We start from the raw sequence: 15,832 nt of genomic DNA, 5'->3' as shown, positions 1-15,832 counted from the left end.
TCAGTAGCTGACGGCGGACCGGACGACCGGACGGCCGCCCTTGATCTCGACGATGTTCACCTGGTTGTTGCAATCGCCGCTCGGCGTGCAGTGATAGCCGGCAAGCAGGCCGTCATACTTCACGGAATTGAAGGCGTCGCGGATCTTGGCCACATCGGCGGACCCGGCGGCGTTGATCGCCTTGGCGGCAAGGATGGTGGCGTCGTAATAGGTCGCCGACCACACGTCCGGCGCCATCTTGAAGCGCTCCTCATACTTCTTCACGAAGGCCTGCACCGCCGGGTTCGGATCGGTCGGCACGAAATAGGAGGCGCTCATCGCCCCTTCCGCGCTGCGGCCCGCGAGCTTGAGGAACGCCTCCTCGCTGAGCACCGCGCCGGCGAACTGGAAGGGCAGGCCGAACTGCTTGGCCTGCTTCACGATCAGCGCGGCATCGGTGTCGTGCGCCCACAGGATGACGAGTTCGGCACCCGCCTTCTGCAGCTTGGCGAGCTGGGCGGAATAGTCCTTGTCGTTCGGATTGTGGCTCTCCACCGCGACCGGCTTGAGGCCGAGCGCGGCCATCTGCGCCACCACGCGGGCCTGCCCCGACTTGCCGAAATCGTCATTGGCATAGAAGACGGCGATCTTCTCGCCCGCCTTCAGCTCCTTCTGGGCGTAGTCGATGAGCGCCTTGGCCTGCACATTGTCGTTGGAACGGGTGCGGATGACGAAGTTGCAGCCGCTATTGGTGACGGGCACACCGGTGGCGCCGGTGACGGAGACCACCTTGCCGTTGCAGTACACGTTCTGCGTGGCCATCTGCGTGACCGAATAGTGCGGGCCGATCATCACCGGCGTCTGGTGCACCTGCATGATCTTGTTCACGGCGTTGATGGCGCCGTTGGTGTTGTCGCCCTGGTCGTCCTCGAAGACCACCTTCAGCGGCTTGCCGAGCACGCCGCCCGCGGCATTGATCTCGTCCACCGCGAGCTCGACGCCCTGCTTGAAATTGCGCCCGACAAGGGCCTTCGGCCCCGTCATCGGCAGCGAGACGCCGATCAGCGCGTCCTGCGCCCAGGCCCCGCCCAGCGGCAGCGCGGCGAGGATCAGGCCGGCACCCGCCGCCGCCCGGAGGCGTTGCCAGCCGCCCGCGTTACGTTCCTTCATGATCGTCCCTCCCTTATGTATTTGTATTGTTTGGTTTTGCTGGTGGTGTCCGGCCCGTTCAGCCCCGCACGACGACAGGACTGGCGGAGCGGCGCCGGATCCGGCGCGGCATCGCATCCGCGGATGCATCGGCACGCTCGCCGAGATAGGCCTCGACGACGGCCTGGGTCTCCATGACGGCGGCCGGCGGACCGTCGGCAATGAGATCGCCCAGATTGAGCACGACGACCCGGTCACACATGCTGGTGACGAGCTTGATACGGTGCTCGACCACCAGGACGGTCATGCCCTGATCGCGCAGGTTCTTCAGGATCTGCGCGAGTTCGAGCACCAGCCCGCCGCGCAGGCCGGCAGCCGGCTCGTCGAGCAGCAGGATCTTCGGCCGGGCGACAATGGCCCGCGCCATCTCGACCAGACGGCTCTGGCCGAAGGAGAGGTCGCGTGCCCGGCGCATGGCGAGGTGCCGCACGCCCATCTGGTCGAGCGCCGCGAGGGCCGCCGCCCGGATCGCCGCCTCGCCGCTTGCCTCGCCGGCCACCGGCCTCCACGCCACCATGACGTTTTCCAGCACGGTCATGGATTCCCACAGGCGCACATTCTGGAAGATGCGGGCGACGCCGAGCGCGTGGATGTCCCATGGCGGACGGTTTTCGATCCGGCCGGCCTCGAGCTCGATCGCGCCTTCGACATGCACCACGCCGGAGCAGGCATTGATCATCGTCGACTTGCCCGACCCGTTCGGGCCGATGACGCCGAGAATTTCGCCCCGCCGCACCTCGAACGACACGTCGTTGAGGGCGCGCACGCCGCCAAAGCTGCGCGAGACATCGCGCAGGCGCATCAGCGTCCCGCCGTCCGGCTCCGCGGCCGTTCGGCGCGCGGTCGAGGACGTGGCGGCGATTGCATGGGCGAGGCTGAGCGGACCCGCCGGCGCGGGAACCTCCGCCTCGCGGCCTCTGGTGAGGAAATCGCCGCACAGCCAGTCGGCGACGACGCCGAGCCCCTTCGGCCAGACCAGCATGATGACGACCACGCCCGCGCCGAACGCAGCCATGTAGTAGGTCTGCAGGTCGCGCAGCGCCTCGGGCAGCACGGTGACGACGAAGGCGCCGAGCATCGTGCCCGGGATCGAGCCGAGGCCGCCGATCACCACCATCAGCATCATCTTGATGCTTTCGGCGATGGTGAAGTTGGTCGGCGCCACAAATCCCACGAGCAGGACGTAGAGACCTCCGGCCAGCGCCGCCCAGACGCTGCAGATGACGAAGGCGATGGTCTTGGCACGCACCGAGTTTACGCCCATGGCCTCGGCCGCCATCTCGTCGTCGCGCACCGCCCTGAGCTCGCGGCCGAGGGACGAGCGGTGGAAATGGACCATCACCGCATAGGAGGCGAACATCAGCAGCACCAGCGGCAGATAAAGCTGCCGATCGATGTTGTCGCCCAGCATCGGGATGTGCAGGGTCGGGATGTTGCGCAGCCCCATCGGCCCGCCGGTGAGGCTCTCTTCGTTCAGCGCGACGATGCGGAATATCTCGTTCAGCGCGAGCGTGACGATGGCGAGGTAGTGCCCCTTGATGCGGGTGGAGATCAGGCCGAGCACGGCGCCGACAAGACCGGTCAGCACCATCGCGCCGGGCAGCGCGATCCACCAGGGCAGCGACAGGCGCATCATCAGCAGCGCGGTCGCGTAGGCGCCGAAGCCGACGAGCGCGGCCTGCCCGAGCACGATCTGCCCCGCGACGCCGGTCGCGACCGACAGGCCGAGCGCCGCGATGGCGAAGATCCAGGCGAGGTTGAGGACATGGACGTAGTAGGTATTGAGGCCGAACACGACCGGCGCGAACAGGGCGGCGACGATCAGGAGCCACGCGGCGGAACGCAGGGCGGAGGTCATGGTGGAGGTCATGGGGAACGTCATGGCGATCCTCATGCCCGGTCGGCGTTGCGTTCGGGAATGAGGCCTTCCGGCCGCACGACGAGGAAGGCGAGCAGCAGGGTGAAGGCGATCGCGTCCTTGTAGGTGGACGAGATCGTGAAGGCGCCGACATTCTCCGCCACGCCCAGCAGCAGCCCGCCGACGATGGCGCCGGGCACGCTGCCGAAGCCTCCGATGATCATCGCCACGAAGCCCTTGAGGCCGACCATCGTCCCCATCTCCGTCGTGACGTAGAACAGCGGGGCGAGCAGGATGCCGGCGAGCGCCGCCAGCACGCAGGAGAAGGCGAAGGTGCCGGCCAGCACGGCATTGACGGGTATGCCCATCAGCGCGGCGGTCTCCCGGTCGAGCGCCGTCGCGCGCATCACCTTGCCGATCATGGTGTAGCGCAGGACGAGATATTGCGCGGCCATGATCACCACCACCACGACCATGATCAGGATTTGCTGCATGGACAGGCGGATGCCGCCGACATCCAGCATGTCGTCGCCGAACGGGCTTACATAGAGCAGCGGCTCCGGCCCATAGATGATCCGCGCCATCTCCTTCAGGAAGATGCCGAACCCGACCGTGGCGATGATGGCCACCAGCGCGCGCTGACGCTGCAGCCGCGCGAAGACGAGGCGCGAGAACAGGGCGCCCATCAGCGCCATCGCCCCGGCCGTCAGCCCGAGCGCCATCCAGAACGGCAGACCCAGGCTGGTGGTGAAGGTCGCGACGAACACATAGGCGGAGAAGGTGAGGAACTCGCCGGCGGCGAAGTTCACGATCGCCATCGTGTTCCAGACATAGGCATAGCCCAATGCCACAAGCGCATAGATGCAGCCCATTGCGAGGCCGCTCGCGATAACCTGACCGAGCATTTCGTCTCCCAGCGCCGCGCGCCGGGATCACCGCCCGGTCGTCGCGATCATCTTGTTCGTTGGCCCGTTGGCGACGGGCGACTTTCCATGTCAGAGGTCGACGGAAGCGTGGAAACCTTGTAATAACGCACTGACATGTTACAGCTGAATTTGTGTAGCACTGCCGATAGGCGCTGCCAAGTGGCTTTGAAGCGCGTGAGGCCGAAGCGGGTGGCACGACCGGGTAGCGGCTCCCTCAGGGACCGCCTCTGCTGCTACATGTGATGTCGAAGTCGGGAGCGAAGCGTTGAGCACGGAAACAGGGGCGACGGCGAAGAAGAACCGCGTGGTGCCGGTCTCGCAGCGGCTGCGCGCCTATGAGAGCTTTCGCGAGCAGATCATGAATGCCCGGCTGCTGCCGGGCGAATTCGTCTCCCAGCGCGAACTGACGGAGCGGCTCGGCCTACCGCTCGGCGCGGTGCGCGAGATGATTCCGCGGCTGGAGGCGGCCCGCCTCATCGTCACCGTCCCCAAGCGGGGGCTGCAGGTGGCGCCTGTCGATCTCAAGCTGGTGCGCAATGCGTTCCAGATTCGCAGCATGATCGAGAGCGAGGCGGTCCGGCACTTCACGCGCATCGTTTCCGACGCGGATCTCCACGCGCTCCGTCAGGTGCATGAGGACATCCTGCGCAGGGCGGAGAAGGAAGGCGACGGCGAGGCGCTGGATGCCGATGCCCGCGCGGTGGACTGGGGCATGCATGATCGCATGGTCGACGCCATGGGCAATGAGATCCTGTCGGAGATCTATCGCGTCAACAGCCTGCATGTCCGGCTGATCCGGATCGACGCGGACCGCGTCGTCCGCCTGCGCGTGCTTCCCGCCATGCAGGAGCATCTCAACATCATCGCGGCGATCCACACGCGCGACGAGGACGCCGCCGCCCGCGCGATGACGGTACATATCGAGACTTCCAAGCAGCGCGTCCTGGAGGCGATGCTGAAGGGCTGAAGACGTCGCGGGGACCGTGGCCGCGGCTGAGGAACCGGGCGTTCGTCATGGCAGGGCGATCCATCGAGAACGATCTCCCCTTCGTCGGCGGCGCAAATGCCCCGGTCCCGGCACGCGGCCGTCCGAGTTCCGCGCCACCGGCCGGCCGGCCATGGCGCTCCTGCCGCGCTCAATTTTCGATGAGATGCGCCAGCTTCTGGCGGAGCAGATTGGCCGACCCCAGCACTTCCTTCAAATGAGCCGACATGAGGCGCCCCGCCTCCTCCGCCTGTCCCCGCTCGATCGCCTCCGCGACCTGCCGGTGCTGGGCGAGGAGCACGTCGAGATGGCCGGGCTCCGGCAGGCTGAGATAGCGGACCCGGTCCATTTGCAGCTTCACGGACTGGATGACGCGCCAGCTCTTGGACAGGCCGGCCTCCTCGCACAGGCCTCGATGGAAGGCCTCGTCCAGTTCCAGGAACAGGTCGCGATTTCCCTCGGCGACGGCGCTCTCCTGCCGGGCGAGGTTGAGCTTCAGCTCCGACAGGAAGCGCGCCGAGCAATGCCCCGCCAGCCGGCACGCCACCGCCACCTCCAGCGATTCGCGAATGAACTGGGCCTCCTCGACATCGCGCAGCCGGATCGGCGCAACGAAACTGCCGCGCTGGGGCAGGATGTCGACCAACCCTTCGTCGGCGAGGCGGATCAGCGCCTCGCGCACCGGCGTGCGGCTGACCCCCAGCTGCAGCGACAGTTCCTTCTCGCTCAGGGCCTCGGAAGGCAGCACGACGAGCGTGGTGATCGCCCGGCGCAGCCGCTCATAGATCTGTGGGGCGATGGGCAGGCGCGGATTGACCGGCTCCAGGGCGGAAGCCGCGAGAGCGCCCATGCCGGTTCCGGAGGCGACCGGTGACGAACCGATGCCGGAAGCAGGCGCGTCCGGAATCGCAGCACCGAGCCGCCGTCGCTTCGCTTCCATCGACATCCCTCCCCGTCGCGCCTCGCCATCCTGTCAAATCGCACATTCACCCGGTGCACGCTATCACGGCAATTGACATCCTACCATGGTAGAGTACAAAGCCGACAACAAGCCGCCAAGGCAGGCATGCGGACCCGGGCAACGCCTCGGGCCGCGACAATGGGGAGGAAGGTCCATGGCGAAGACGAACAGTAAGATTTTGGCGTTGACGGCAGCTCTGCTGGCCGGCGCCGCACTCACGAGCGGTGCTTTCGCGGCGGAGGGTACCGCCACCGGCGATACGTCGGGCAAGAAGATCGCCTTCAGCAATTCCTATGCCGGCAATTCCTTCCGGCAGGTGATGATCAAGAGCTTCGAGGCGGCCGCCGCCAAGGCCAAGGCCGACGGCAAGATCGCCGGCGGTGCCGTCGTCTCCTCCAACAATTCCGTCACCGAGCAGGCGTCGCAGATCCAGAACCTGATCCTACAAGGCTATGATGCCATCATCGTGCTCGCCGGCTCCGATACCGCGCTGAACGGCTCGATCAAGGAGGCCTGCGACGCCGGCATCACCGTCGTCGCGTTCGCCAGCGGCGTCACCGAACCCTGCGCCTATGTGGTCGACTACAATCTCGATTCCTACGCCAAGGCCGAGTTGGACTTCATTGCCTCCAAGCTGGGCGACAAGCCGGCCAACATCCTCGAAATTCGCGGCATGGCCGGCGACGGCTTCGACAAGCGCCTCAACGAGGGCGTGAACAAGGCCCTCGCCGCCCATCCCAGCTACAAGAAGGTCGGCGAGGTCTACGGCCAGTGGACCGGAACCGTCGCCCAGAAGGAAGTCTCCGGCGTGCTGCCCTCACTGCCGCAGATCGACGGCGTGCTCACCCAAGGCGGCGACGGCTACGGCGCGGCGCAGGCATTCAAGGCGGCGGGCCGCAAGCTGCCGATCATCATCATGGGCAACCGGCAGGACGAACTCGCGCTCTGGAAGAAAGAGCATGACGCCACCGGCTACGAGACCTTCTCGCTGGGCGCCACGCCCTCGGTCTCGCAGGTCGCCTTCTGGGTGGCGCAGCAGATCCTCGCCGGCAAGCAGGTGCCGAAATTTGTCGAGGTTCCCCTCCTCCAGATCAACCAGCCTGACCTCGATGCGTGGCTGAAGACCGTGCCGGAAGGCGGCGTGGTCAATGCGGAATACCCGCAGGACCTGGTGGCGAAGATCATCGACGCCAATGTCGCCAAGGCGCCGCTTCCCATGGTTCCCGCGCCGAAGTGAGGCGTTGCGCCCGATGCACGCCCTCTCGCCCATATCAGGAGCGCCGCGCGCAGGCGCGGCCTCCTCGGTGCCGCTGATCGCGACCCGCGCCATCGCCAAGAACTATGGCGCGGTGCGGGCGCTGGCCGGCGTCGATTTCGTGCTGGCGCCGGGCGAGGTGGTCGGTCTGGTCGGGCACAACGGCGCCGGCAAGTCGACGCTGATGAACGTGCTGGCGGGCACGGTGCAGCGCAGCTCCGGCGACTTCCGCTACGACGGCGCCGAGATTGGCCCCTGGGGCGCGCGTGAGGCGCAGGCTGGCGGCCTGCGCTGCATCTTCCAGGAACTGTCGCTCTGCGCCAATCTCACGGCGACCGAGAACACCCGTATCATCCATGCGAGCCTGAAGGGCTTGGGCTGGCGGCGCCGGGCGCGGGCGCTCATCGCGGCGGCGCTCGATGACATCTTCCCCGGCCACGGCATCGACCCCGACCGCAAGGTGGCCGAGCTCGCCATCGGCGAGCGGCAGATGGTCGAGATCGCCCGTGCCTTCACGCAGACCAGCATCCCGGTACGCGGCGTCATCCTCGACGAGCCGACCTCCGCGCTCGGGCACACGCCGACGGAGCAGCTCCTCGCCCATATCCGCAAGGCGGCGGCCGGCGGCATCGCCTGCATCCTCATCACCCACCGCCTCAACGAAATCCTCGCGGTCAGCGACCGCGTCACCGTGATGATGGACGGCGCCGTGGTGGCGGATCGTCCGGCCGCCGGTCTCGCCCGTTCCGATCTCGTGACCATGATGGGCAGCATCGAGGCCCATGGCGGGACGGGCCGCGTCAGCGCCCCCGCCGTCGATGGCGCGACCGTCGTCGACCATGCCGGCCGCGACGCGGCCGACCGCGCTATTCGTGCCCGTCGCGGCGAGATCATCGGCTTTGCCGGGCTCGACGGCCATGGCCAGCGCGAGCGCCTGCGCGCCATCTATGCCGCCACCTCGGATGTGCCGGTGGCCTATGTCGCCGGCGACCGCGGCACGGAGGGCGTGTTCCCGCTCTGGTCGATCGCCGACAATCTGACCATCCGCAGCCTGAAGGCGCTGCAGCGCGGCGGCTTCGTCGTCCCGCAGGCCGCACGGGCGCTTGCCGAGCAATGGGCGGCGCGGCTGAAGGTGAAGGCGCCGGACGTCGACACGCCGGTCCTGTCGCTCAGCGGCGGCAACCAGCAGAAGGTGCTGTTCGCCCGCGCGCTGGCCTCCGACGCGCAGGTAGTGCTGCTCGACGACCCGATGCGCGGCGTCGATGTCGGCACCAAGCAGGAGGTCTACGCCCTCATCCGCGCGGAAGCCGACAAGGGCCGCAGCTTCGTCTGGCACACCACCGAGATGGACGAATTGACCAATTGCGACCGGCTCTACGTCTTCCGCGAAGGCCGCGTCGTGGAGGAAATCCCCGGCGCGCAGATCGACCATGCCCGCATCCTCGAAGCCTCCTTCGGCGGCGCGCAAACGGGAGCGTCCCATGGCTGATATCGCCCTTCAGCGGCGTCCCCGCATCGCCCCGGCTCTGGGCTCCGCGCTCCAGATCGGCCTGCCGGCGGCGACGCTGATCGCCATGCTGGCGGTGATCTTCTGGATCCGGCCCTCGGCGATGAGCTATTTCGGCTTCGGGCTGCTGTTCAAATTCGCCGTGCCGCTGATGTTCGCCGCGCTGGCGCAGATGCTGGTCATCATGCTCGGCGACATCGACCTGTCGATCGGCAGCTTCGTCGGCTTCGTCACCTGCGTGACAGCGCTGTACCTCAATGAAGCCCCGCTTCTGGCGGTGGCCATTCTCGCCGCCGGCATCGCGGTCTATGCCGGGGTGGGGCTGCTCATCCATGTGCGGCAGCTGCCTTCGATCATCGTGACGCTCGGCATGTCGTTCATCTGGCTCGGCGCGGCGGTGACGCTGATGCCGGGGCCCGGCGGGGCGGCGCCGCGCTGGCTGGTGGCGTTCATGAGCTGGAAGCCACCATTGGTGCCGCTGCCTGTTCTTATCGCGCTCGTCACGGCATTCGTCGGCCACCTCGTCATCACCCGCTCCTCCTATGGCGCGGTGCTGCGCGGCGCGGGCGCCAATCCCCGCGCCGTCGAACGGGCCGGCTGGTCGTTGCTGACCATACGCTGCGCGGTCTATGCCGCCGCCGGCGCCCTCGCCTGCCTCGCCGGGCTGACCCTCACCGGCCTCACGACCTCCGGCGATCCCAACGTAGCCCCCGCCTACACGCTGCTCGGCGTCGGCGCGGTCATCCTGGGCGGCGGCGCCTTCACGGGGGGCATCGTCTCGCCCGTCGGCACGGTGATCGGCGCGCTGACGCTGGCGCTGGCCGGCTCGCTGCTGAGCTTCCTGCAGGTGCCGCCGACCTGGCAGATCGGCGCGCAGGGGGCGATCCTGTTCCTCGTGCTTGCCGGCCGCGTCCTGTTCTCGGAGCACCGCTCATGAGCCTGCGTCTCGCTCCCTGGAGCTACGGCTTCCTCGTCGCGCTAGTGATGTGGGGCGCGACCATCGCCTATTCGGGCGTCGGAAGCGCCATTCCAACGCTCTCCTCAGCGCTGGTCTTCGCCGCCTTCAGCGTGGTGGTCGGCAGCGGCCAGATGCTGGTCATCGCGTCCGGTCCCGGCAATATCGACCTCTCCATGCCCTCGGTGCTCACGCTGGCGGCCTATGCCTCGATGAGCGTGATGGCGGGGTCCGACGCGATGGTCCTGCCGGGGTTCCTCCTTGCCATCACGGTGGGCGCGTTGGCGGGCATGCTCAACTATCTCGCCATCACCGCCCTGCGCCTGCCGCCGATCATCGCGACACTGGCGTGGAGCTTCGTGTTCCAGTCCTTCGCCTTCAACCTCGGCGGCGAGGCGACGCTGAAGCCGCCGGCGGCGCTCTCCGATTTCACCCTCTGGTCGATCGGCGGCATCCGCGTGCTGCCGGTGGCGGTGATGGGGCTCACCCTGCTCGCCGTCCTCGTGCTGAAGCGCGGCGTCGGCGGACGGCACTTGCTGGCCGTCGGGCAGAGCGAGCGCGCAGCGCGGCTGGCGGGCATTCCGGTCGGGCGGGTGCGGCTGGTCGCCTATACGCTGTGCGGCATGTCCGCCGGCCTCGCCGGCTTCCTGCTCTCCGGCTTCTCCGGCGGCGCGGCGCTCAATATGGGCGACACCTACCTGCTGGAATCCATCGCCGTGGTGGTGCTCGGCGGCACCAGCGTCGCCGGCGGGCAGGCCAACGCCATCGGAATCTGGGGGGCGGCGCTGTTCTTCAACCTGATGGCGACGATGCTCAACACCTTCCAGATGCAGGCCGGCATCCGCTTCCTGCTCACCGGGGCGCTCATCATCCTCATCGTGGCCATCGTGCCGCGCCCGAAGGTGGGGTGAGGCGATGGCGATTGGTGACGAAGACCTGGACGCTCTCGCCGCGCTGTTCCGCTCGCCGCAGGTCCGGCTTGTCGACCTCACCCATCCCATGGCACCGGACATGCCGGTGTGGCCGACGCATCCGCGCTTCACGCAGGAGCTCGTCGAGAGCTACGACCGCGGCGACGCCGCCTGCAATCACGCGCTCTGCATGAGCGAGCATTCCGGCACGCATTTCGACGCGCCGCTGCATTTCGTGCCCGGCGGCGCCGCCATCGACGCGATCGAACCGCAGCGCTTCTTCGGCCGCATGGCGACGATCGACTGCCGCAACGTCGCCCCCCGCCATGCCGTCGGTATCGAGACGATTCTTGATTTCGAGTCCCGTCACGGCGCCATCCGGCCCGGCGACGCGGTGTTCTTCCATTTCGGCTGGGATGTGCACTGGACCGAGCCGGCCCCGCACGCCGCCTTTCTCGCGGATTGGCCGGGCCTCTCGCAGGCGGCGGCGGCGCTGCTGGTCGAGCGTCAGGTGCGCATCGCCGGGTCGGATTGCCTGTCGCTCGATGCCTTTGGCAGCACGGAGTTTCCCGTCCATCGCCTGTTGCTGGGGGCGGGCGTGCTGATCGGCGAGAACTTCGCTCGGCTCGGCGATCTGCCGCCCTTCGCCTTTCTCGTCACCCTGCCGCTGCCCATTCGCGGCGGCTCCGGGGCGCCGCTGCGCGCCATCGCGGTCGTCGGCGCGGTCGTCGGCGCGCCTGCCTGAACCGTCAGCCATTTCGAGGAAACCAAGAATGCGACACACATGGCGCTGGTTCGGCCCGATCGACAGAGTGAGCGTGCGCGACGCCGCGCAGGCCGGCGCGCAGGGCATCGTCTCCGCGCTGCATCACGTCCCGACCGGCATTGCCTGGACCGCGCAGGAGATCGCCCGGCGCCAGGCCGAAGTGCGTGCCGGCGGTCTGGAATGGGAGGTCGTCGAGAGCATCCCGGTCTCCGAGAGCATCAAGACCCAGACCGGCGAATGGCGCGCGCACATCGCCGCCTGGCAAGACAGCCTGCGCCGGCTTGCCGAGGCGGGAATTTTCACCGTCTGCTACAATTTCATGCCGGTGCTGGACTGGACCCGCACCGATCTGCGCTGGGAAGCCGCCGACGGCGCCCGCGCCATGCGCTTCGACCTCATCGATTTCGTCGCCTTCGACCTGTTCCTGCTCGCGCGCCCCGGCGCCGCGCAGGACTATCCGACCGCGCTGGTCGACGAGGCGGACCGGCGCTTCGCGGCATTTGACGACGGGAAGAAGACCGCGCTCGCCCGCAATATCGGCGCCGGCCTGCCCGGCTCGTCCGACGGCTACAGCCTCGCCGAGCTGCGCGAGGCGCTCGCGCGCTACGCGGCGATCGATGCCGACCGGCTGCGCCGCCATCTCAAGGACTTTCTCGCCCAAGTGGTGCCGGTGGCCGAAGAGCTCGGCATGCGGCTCTGCGCCCATGGCGACGACCCGCCCTGGCCGCTGCTCGGACTGCCGCGCATCCTTTCCACCGAAGCGGATTACCGCGACATGCTCGATGGGGTCGACAGCCCGGCCAATGGCGTCACCTTCTGCACCGGCTCATTGGGGGCGCGGCCGGACAACGACCTTCCCGCCATGGCACGGCGGCTGGCCCCGCGCATCCATTTCGTGCATCTGCGCAATGTACGGCGCGAGACGGACGGGTTTCCCTGCTCCTTCTTCGAGGACCAGCATCTTGAGGGCGGCACCGACATGGTCGCGGTCATCGCAGCCATTCTCGCCGAGGAGCGGCGCCGCAAGGCCGAGGGGCGTGCCGATCACCAGATATTCATGCGCCCCGACCACGGGCAGGAAATCCTCGACGACCTGACGCGCGGCGCACAGCCCGGCTATCCCGCCATCGGCCGCCTCAAGGGGCTCGCCGAACTGCGCGGCATCGAGCACACGCTTTCCCATTCCGTCTTCGGCATGGCGTGATCCATGGAGCGGCTCTCACCCACAACCGCGCTGCCGGCGCATGTCCAGCGCCCGGCCTATGACCGCACGGCGCTGACGCCGGGCATCGTCCATATCGGCCTCGGCGCCTTCCACCGCGCCCATCAGGCCGTTTATACCGATGCCGCGCTGGCGGCGGCGTTCGGCCCGTGGGGCATTGTCGGGGTGAGCCTGCGCTCGACCGACATCGTGCAGGAGATGCACGCGCAGGGCGGCTTCTACACCGTCGTCACCCGCGACGCCGATGGCGACACCGCCCGCGTGATCGGTGCCGAGATCGACGCCGTCGCGGCGACGCAGCAGCGCGCGCGCGTGCTGGCGCTGCTGGCCGATCCGGCCATCCGCATCGTCACCCTGACGGTCAGCGAGAAGGCCTACGGAATCGACCCCTCGACCGGAGGCCTCGATCCGGCACACCCGGCGGTCACAGTGGACCTCGCCACGCCACACGCCCCGACCGGCGTGGTCGGCGTCCTCGTCGAAGGGCTGGCACGCCGCCGCGCCGCCGATCTGCCGCCCTTCACCGTGCTGTGCTGCGACAATCTTCCCTCCAATGGCCGCCTCGTGCGCCGTCTCGTGCTGGACATGGCCGAACGTCGCGACGCCGCGCTCGCCGCGTGGATCGCCGCGAAGGGGCGCTTTCCCTCCAGCATGGTCGACCGCATCGTGCCGGCCGCGGCCGAGGGGACCCGCGCCCGCGCGGCGGCCCTCATCGGGGCGCAGGACAGGCTGGCGCTGGAGACCGAGGCTTTCGCCCAATGGGTGATCGAGGACGACTTCGTCGACGGCCGGCCCGCCTGGGAAGCCGGTGGCGCACTGTTCGTCACCGATGTCGCGCCCTATGAGAAGATGAAGCTGCGGCTGCTCAACGGGTCGCATTCGCTCATCGCCTATCTCGGCCAGCTGCACGGCCTCGACTATGTGCGCGACGTGATGGCGCTGCCCGAGCACGTGGCGCGGGTGCGCGCGCATATGGAGGCGGCGGCCGCGACGCTGGACCCGGTGCCGGGCCTCGACCTTGCCGCCTATCGCGCGCAGCTTGTCGCCCGCTTCGCCAACCCGGCGATTGCCCATCGGACGGCGCAGATCGCCATGGATGGCACGCAGAAGCTGCCGCAGCGGATCTTCGCGCCAGCGGTCGAGGCCCTGGCGTCCGGCGGAGACGCCGACGCCTTCGCCTATGTCACCGCGCTCTGGCTCGCCTATGTCAGGCGCATGGGACCGGTGGACGATCCGCGCGCGGCCGAACTCGCCGCTGCCGCCTCGCAGACAGGCTCGGCGCCGTTCTTCGCGCTGCCTGGGCTGTTCCCGCGCGAACTGGTTTCCGCCAACGGCTGGCGGCAGCGGGTCGATGCCCATCTCGCGACACTGGACGCGGCTGGCCGCTGAGGCGGCCACACCGCATCATTCCGCAACAGGATCATCCTCATGGTCACGATCTCGGTCCGCGAACCCCACGCCCTGCTGGTGGACACACGGGAAGCAACGGCGCCGGGACCGGGCGAAGTCGCAATCTCCGTTCGCCGTGCCGGGATTTGCGGCTCGGACATGCACATTCTTCACGGGTCCAACCCGTTCGTGACCTATCCGCGCATCATCGGCCATGAGTTCGCGGGCGTGGTGTCGGCGCTCGGCGCGGGCGTGTCGCATCTTGCCATCGGCGATCATGTGGTGGCCGATCCCGTCATCTCCTGCGGCCATTGCCACCCCTGCCGCACCGGACGCTCCAATGTCTGCGCGAAATTGCAGGTCATCGGCGTGCATCGCGACGGCGGGTTCCGCTCGGTGGCCATCGTGCCGGAGGCCAATGCGGTGAAGATCGCGCCGTCGCTCGGCTTTGATGTCGCGGCGCTGGCCGAGCCGTTGGCGGTGGCGGCGAACGTGCTGTGGCGCACCGCATGCACGAGGGACGACGTGGTGCTGATCTACGGGGCCGGCACGGTCGGCATCACCGTGCTGCAGGTCGCGAAGATGCGCGGTGCCCGCTGCATCGTGGCAGATATCGATGCGGACCGCCTCGAAAGGGCGCGCACGTTCGGCGCCGATCTGGTCGTCCACTCGAGGGAGCGTTCCGTCGGCGAGGCGGTCGCCGGCGAACTCGACGGCCTCGTCCCATCCGTCGTCATCGACGGCGCCGGCATTCCCGCTCTGCTGGCGGAAGCCTGCCGCCTTGCGGCGCCGGCCGGGCGCATCGGCCTGCTCGGCTTCTCGCCGGCGCCGTGCAATGTCAGCCAGCAGGAAATCGTCCGCAAGGAACTGACGCTGGTCGGCTCGCGGTTGAACCGCCGGTTCATTCCCGAGGTGGTCGGCTGGCTCGAAAGCGGCGCTCTGAAGCCGGCGGGCATGATCACCCAAACCTTCCCCGCGCAGGAGGCGCGCGCCGCCTTCGATCTCGTCGAGCAGCATCCCGAACGCACGTTGAAGGTTCAGCTCGCCTTCGATGCGTGAACGGCAGCCTGACCCGCGCCGCGGCGGGTCGATCGTTCCGCAAGACAGACGCGAGTTTTGCGGACAGGCACCATCCCGCCTGCGCTACCGTACCAAAACGCCTCGCGCCGTCGTAGGCCGGTTCACCACGAGGGAGGCGAGCAGCACATGCCGCGTGCCCTCGATGTGATCGACGATGGCCGCGCGCGCCGCCGTGGCGTCGCGTTTTTCGAGCGCCGCGACGATGTCGAGATGGCTGGCATATTGCACGGGATAGGCCGTCGTCGCCTGCGCCTCGATATAGAAGAAGCGCTCGAGCTCGTTCAGCATCTGGACGACGGATCGGTGCAGGCGCGTGTTGCGCGCCGCGATCACCAGGCGCTCATGGAACATGTTGTTCACGTTGTTGGATCGGTCCGGCTCCACCCGGTAGACGGCATCGGAAATCGAACGTGCGATGGTGTGGAGCTCGTCGATGTCCTGTTGCGTCGCCCGCTGCACGGCGAGGTCCATGGCCCCGCCTTCCAGCACGATGCGCGTGTCGAATATCTCGTTGATGTCGGAGATCTTGATCGGCTCCACCACGTATCCCCGCCGCGGATAGGACTTCACCAGCCCTTCGAACTGCAGCCGCAGGAGTGCCTCCCGCACGGGCGTCTTGCTCATGGCGAAGCGTTCGGCGATGTCGAGCTCGGTGAATTCGAGCCCTGGCTCCAGGTTGCAGGCCATGATCTCCCGGCGGATCCGGTGATAGGCCTGATCGGTCAATGAGAGCCTGGCAGGCCGTATCCGCCGGGCCTCGGTGATCGCCGAATCGCTCATCACGACCTCCTCCTGATCCGCTGCCCATCCAAAGCAGAATCGGCGTCTC

At 68.0% G+C, this 15,832-nt stretch carries 14 protein-coding genes; 9 read left to right on the top strand and 5 right to left on the bottom strand.

The window, feature by feature from the left end:
• From J2X65_RS12860 to J2X65_RS12850, 3 genes are read right to left on the bottom strand one after another with little or no spacing between them, the layout of a single operon-like run.
• The gene (locus J2X65_RS12860) at nucleotides 1–1,149 is read right to left on the bottom strand and encodes an ABC transporter substrate-binding protein (protein WP_310201555.1); all 1,149 of its coding nucleotides are present in this window, start codon (nucleotides 1,147–1,149) and stop codon (nucleotides 1–3) included.
• Nucleotides 1,150–1,207: 58 nt separating this feature from the next.
• On the bottom strand, nucleotides 1,208–3,070 hold the full coding sequence (locus J2X65_RS12855) for a branched-chain amino acid ABC transporter ATP-binding protein/permease (RefSeq protein ID WP_310201553.1): 1,863 nt from the start codon (nucleotides 3,068–3,070) through the stop codon (nucleotides 1,208–1,210).
• An 8-nt stretch (nucleotides 3,071–3,078) separates the two neighbouring features.
• Nucleotides 3,079–3,951, bottom strand: coding sequence for a branched-chain amino acid ABC transporter permease (locus tag J2X65_RS12850; protein WP_310201551.1), 873 nt, complete (start codon nucleotides 3,949–3,951; stop codon nucleotides 3,079–3,081).
• Nucleotides 3,952–4,237: 286 nt separating this feature from the next.
• Between J2X65_RS12850 and J2X65_RS12845 the strand changes: the two genes are divergently transcribed.
• Complete coding sequence (locus J2X65_RS12845) at nucleotides 4,238–4,939, top strand: GntR family transcriptional regulator (RefSeq protein ID WP_310201549.1); 702 nt, start codon at nucleotides 4,238–4,240, stop codon at nucleotides 4,937–4,939.
• A 169-nt stretch (nucleotides 4,940–5,108) separates the two neighbouring features.
• Here the strand turns inward: J2X65_RS12845 and J2X65_RS12840 are convergent, their stop codons facing one another.
• Entirely contained in the window at nucleotides 5,109–5,807 is a 699-nt protein-coding gene (locus tag J2X65_RS12840; RefSeq protein ID WP_310201547.1) for a GntR family transcriptional regulator, read from the bottom strand.
• A 289-nt stretch (nucleotides 5,808–6,096) separates the two neighbouring features.
• On the opposite strand from J2X65_RS12840, the gene J2X65_RS12835 reads away from it, so the two are divergent.
• The 8 genes from J2X65_RS12835 to J2X65_RS12800 all read left to right on the top strand — a co-directional run bounded on the left by J2X65_RS12835 (nucleotide 6,097) and on the right by J2X65_RS12800 (nucleotide 14,982).
• The gene (locus J2X65_RS12835) at nucleotides 6,097–7,155 is read left to right on the top strand and encodes an ABC transporter substrate-binding protein (protein ID WP_404977705.1); all 1,059 of its coding nucleotides are present in this window, start codon (nucleotides 6,097–6,099) and stop codon (nucleotides 7,153–7,155) included.
• Between the two features lie 67 nt (nucleotides 7,156–7,222).
• A complete protein-coding gene (locus tag J2X65_RS12830; protein WP_310201543.1) occupies nucleotides 7,223–8,662 on the top strand; it encodes a sugar ABC transporter ATP-binding protein in 1,440 nt (479 codons plus the stop codon).
• Nucleotides 8,655–9,617 (top strand): ABC transporter permease, encoded by a 963-nt coding sequence (locus tag J2X65_RS12825; RefSeq protein ID WP_310201540.1) that lies wholly within the window; start codon nucleotides 8,655–8,657, stop codon nucleotides 9,615–9,617. Before J2X65_RS12830 ends, J2X65_RS12825 begins: the two co-directional genes overlap by 8 nt.
• Nucleotides 9,614–10,546 carry an ABC transporter permease gene (locus tag J2X65_RS12820; RefSeq protein ID WP_310201538.1) on the top strand — a complete coding sequence of 311 codons (933 nt, stop codon included), beginning with the start codon at nucleotides 9,614–9,616 and terminating at the stop codon, nucleotides 10,544–10,546. Before J2X65_RS12825 ends, J2X65_RS12820 begins: the two co-directional genes overlap by 4 nt.
• A 4-nt stretch (nucleotides 10,547–10,550) precedes the next feature.
• Complete coding sequence (locus J2X65_RS12815) at nucleotides 10,551–11,291, top strand: cyclase family protein (protein ID WP_310201536.1); 741 nt, start codon at nucleotides 10,551–10,553, stop codon at nucleotides 11,289–11,291.
• Nucleotides 11,292–11,319: 28 nt separating this feature from the next.
• Nucleotides 11,320–12,516, top strand: a complete 1,197-nt coding sequence (uxuA, locus tag J2X65_RS12810) for a mannonate dehydratase (protein WP_310201534.1) — start codon at nucleotides 11,320–11,322, stop codon at nucleotides 12,514–12,516.
• Nucleotides 12,517–12,519: 3 nt separating this feature from the next.
• Nucleotides 12,520–13,923 (top strand): mannitol dehydrogenase family protein, encoded by a 1,404-nt coding sequence (locus J2X65_RS12805; RefSeq protein ID WP_310201532.1) that lies wholly within the window; start codon nucleotides 12,520–12,522, stop codon nucleotides 13,921–13,923.
• Between the two features lie 39 nt (nucleotides 13,924–13,962).
• A complete protein-coding gene (locus J2X65_RS12800; protein ID WP_310201530.1) occupies nucleotides 13,963–14,982 on the top strand; it encodes a Zn-dependent oxidoreductase in 1,020 nt (339 codons plus the stop codon).
• A gap of 84 nt (nucleotides 14,983–15,066) precedes the next feature.
• Here J2X65_RS12800 and J2X65_RS12795 read toward each other — a convergent pair whose 3' ends face one another.
• On the bottom strand, nucleotides 15,067–15,783 hold the full coding sequence (locus tag J2X65_RS12795) for a GntR family transcriptional regulator (protein ID WP_310201528.1): 717 nt from the start codon (nucleotides 15,781–15,783) through the stop codon (nucleotides 15,067–15,069).
• Nucleotides 15,784–15,832: the final 49 nt, after the last annotated feature.

This window comes from Ancylobacter sp. 3268, assembly GCF_031456575.1.
Taxonomy (GTDB): Bacteria; Pseudomonadota; Alphaproteobacteria; order Rhizobiales; family Xanthobacteraceae; genus Ancylobacter.
The sequence above is the reverse complement of the archived record's forward strand: the minus strand, read 5'-3'. Positions and strand labels throughout refer to the sequence as shown.

Excerpts from the sequence above, each read along its gene's own strand:
- J2X65_RS12860 (WP_310201555.1), bottom strand. The coding sequence starts at position 1,149 with ATGAAGGAACGTAACGCGGGCGGCTGGCAACGCCTCCGGGCGGCGGCG.
- J2X65_RS12855 (WP_310201553.1), bottom strand. The coding sequence starts at position 3,070 with ATGACGTTCCCCATGACCTCCACCATGACCTCCGCCCTGCGTTCCGCC.
- J2X65_RS12850 (WP_310201551.1), bottom strand. The coding sequence starts at position 3,951 with ATGCTCGGTCAGGTTATCGCGAGCGGCCTCGCAATGGGCTGCATCTAT.
- J2X65_RS12840 (WP_310201547.1), bottom strand. The coding sequence starts at position 5,807 with ATGGGCGCTCTCGCGGCTTCCGCCCTGGAGCCGGTCAATCCGCGCCTG.
- J2X65_RS12825 (WP_310201540.1), top strand. The coding sequence starts at position 8,655 with ATGGCTGATATCGCCCTTCAGCGGCGTCCCCGCATCGCCCCGGCTCTG.
- J2X65_RS12820 (WP_310201538.1), top strand. The coding sequence starts at position 9,614 with ATGAGCCTGCGTCTCGCTCCCTGGAGCTACGGCTTCCTCGTCGCGCTA.
- J2X65_RS12815 (WP_310201536.1), top strand. The coding sequence starts at position 10,551 with ATGGCGATTGGTGACGAAGACCTGGACGCTCTCGCCGCGCTGTTCCGC.
- uxuA (WP_310201534.1), top strand. The coding sequence starts at position 11,320 with ATGCGACACACATGGCGCTGGTTCGGCCCGATCGACAGAGTGAGCGTG.
- J2X65_RS12805 (WP_310201532.1), top strand. The coding sequence starts at position 12,520 with ATGGAGCGGCTCTCACCCACAACCGCGCTGCCGGCGCATGTCCAGCGC.
- J2X65_RS12800 (WP_310201530.1), top strand. The coding sequence starts at position 13,963 with ATGGTCACGATCTCGGTCCGCGAACCCCACGCCCTGCTGGTGGACACA.
- J2X65_RS12795 (WP_310201528.1), bottom strand. The coding sequence starts at position 15,783 with ATGAGCGATTCGGCGATCACCGAGGCCCGGCGGATACGGCCTGCCAGG.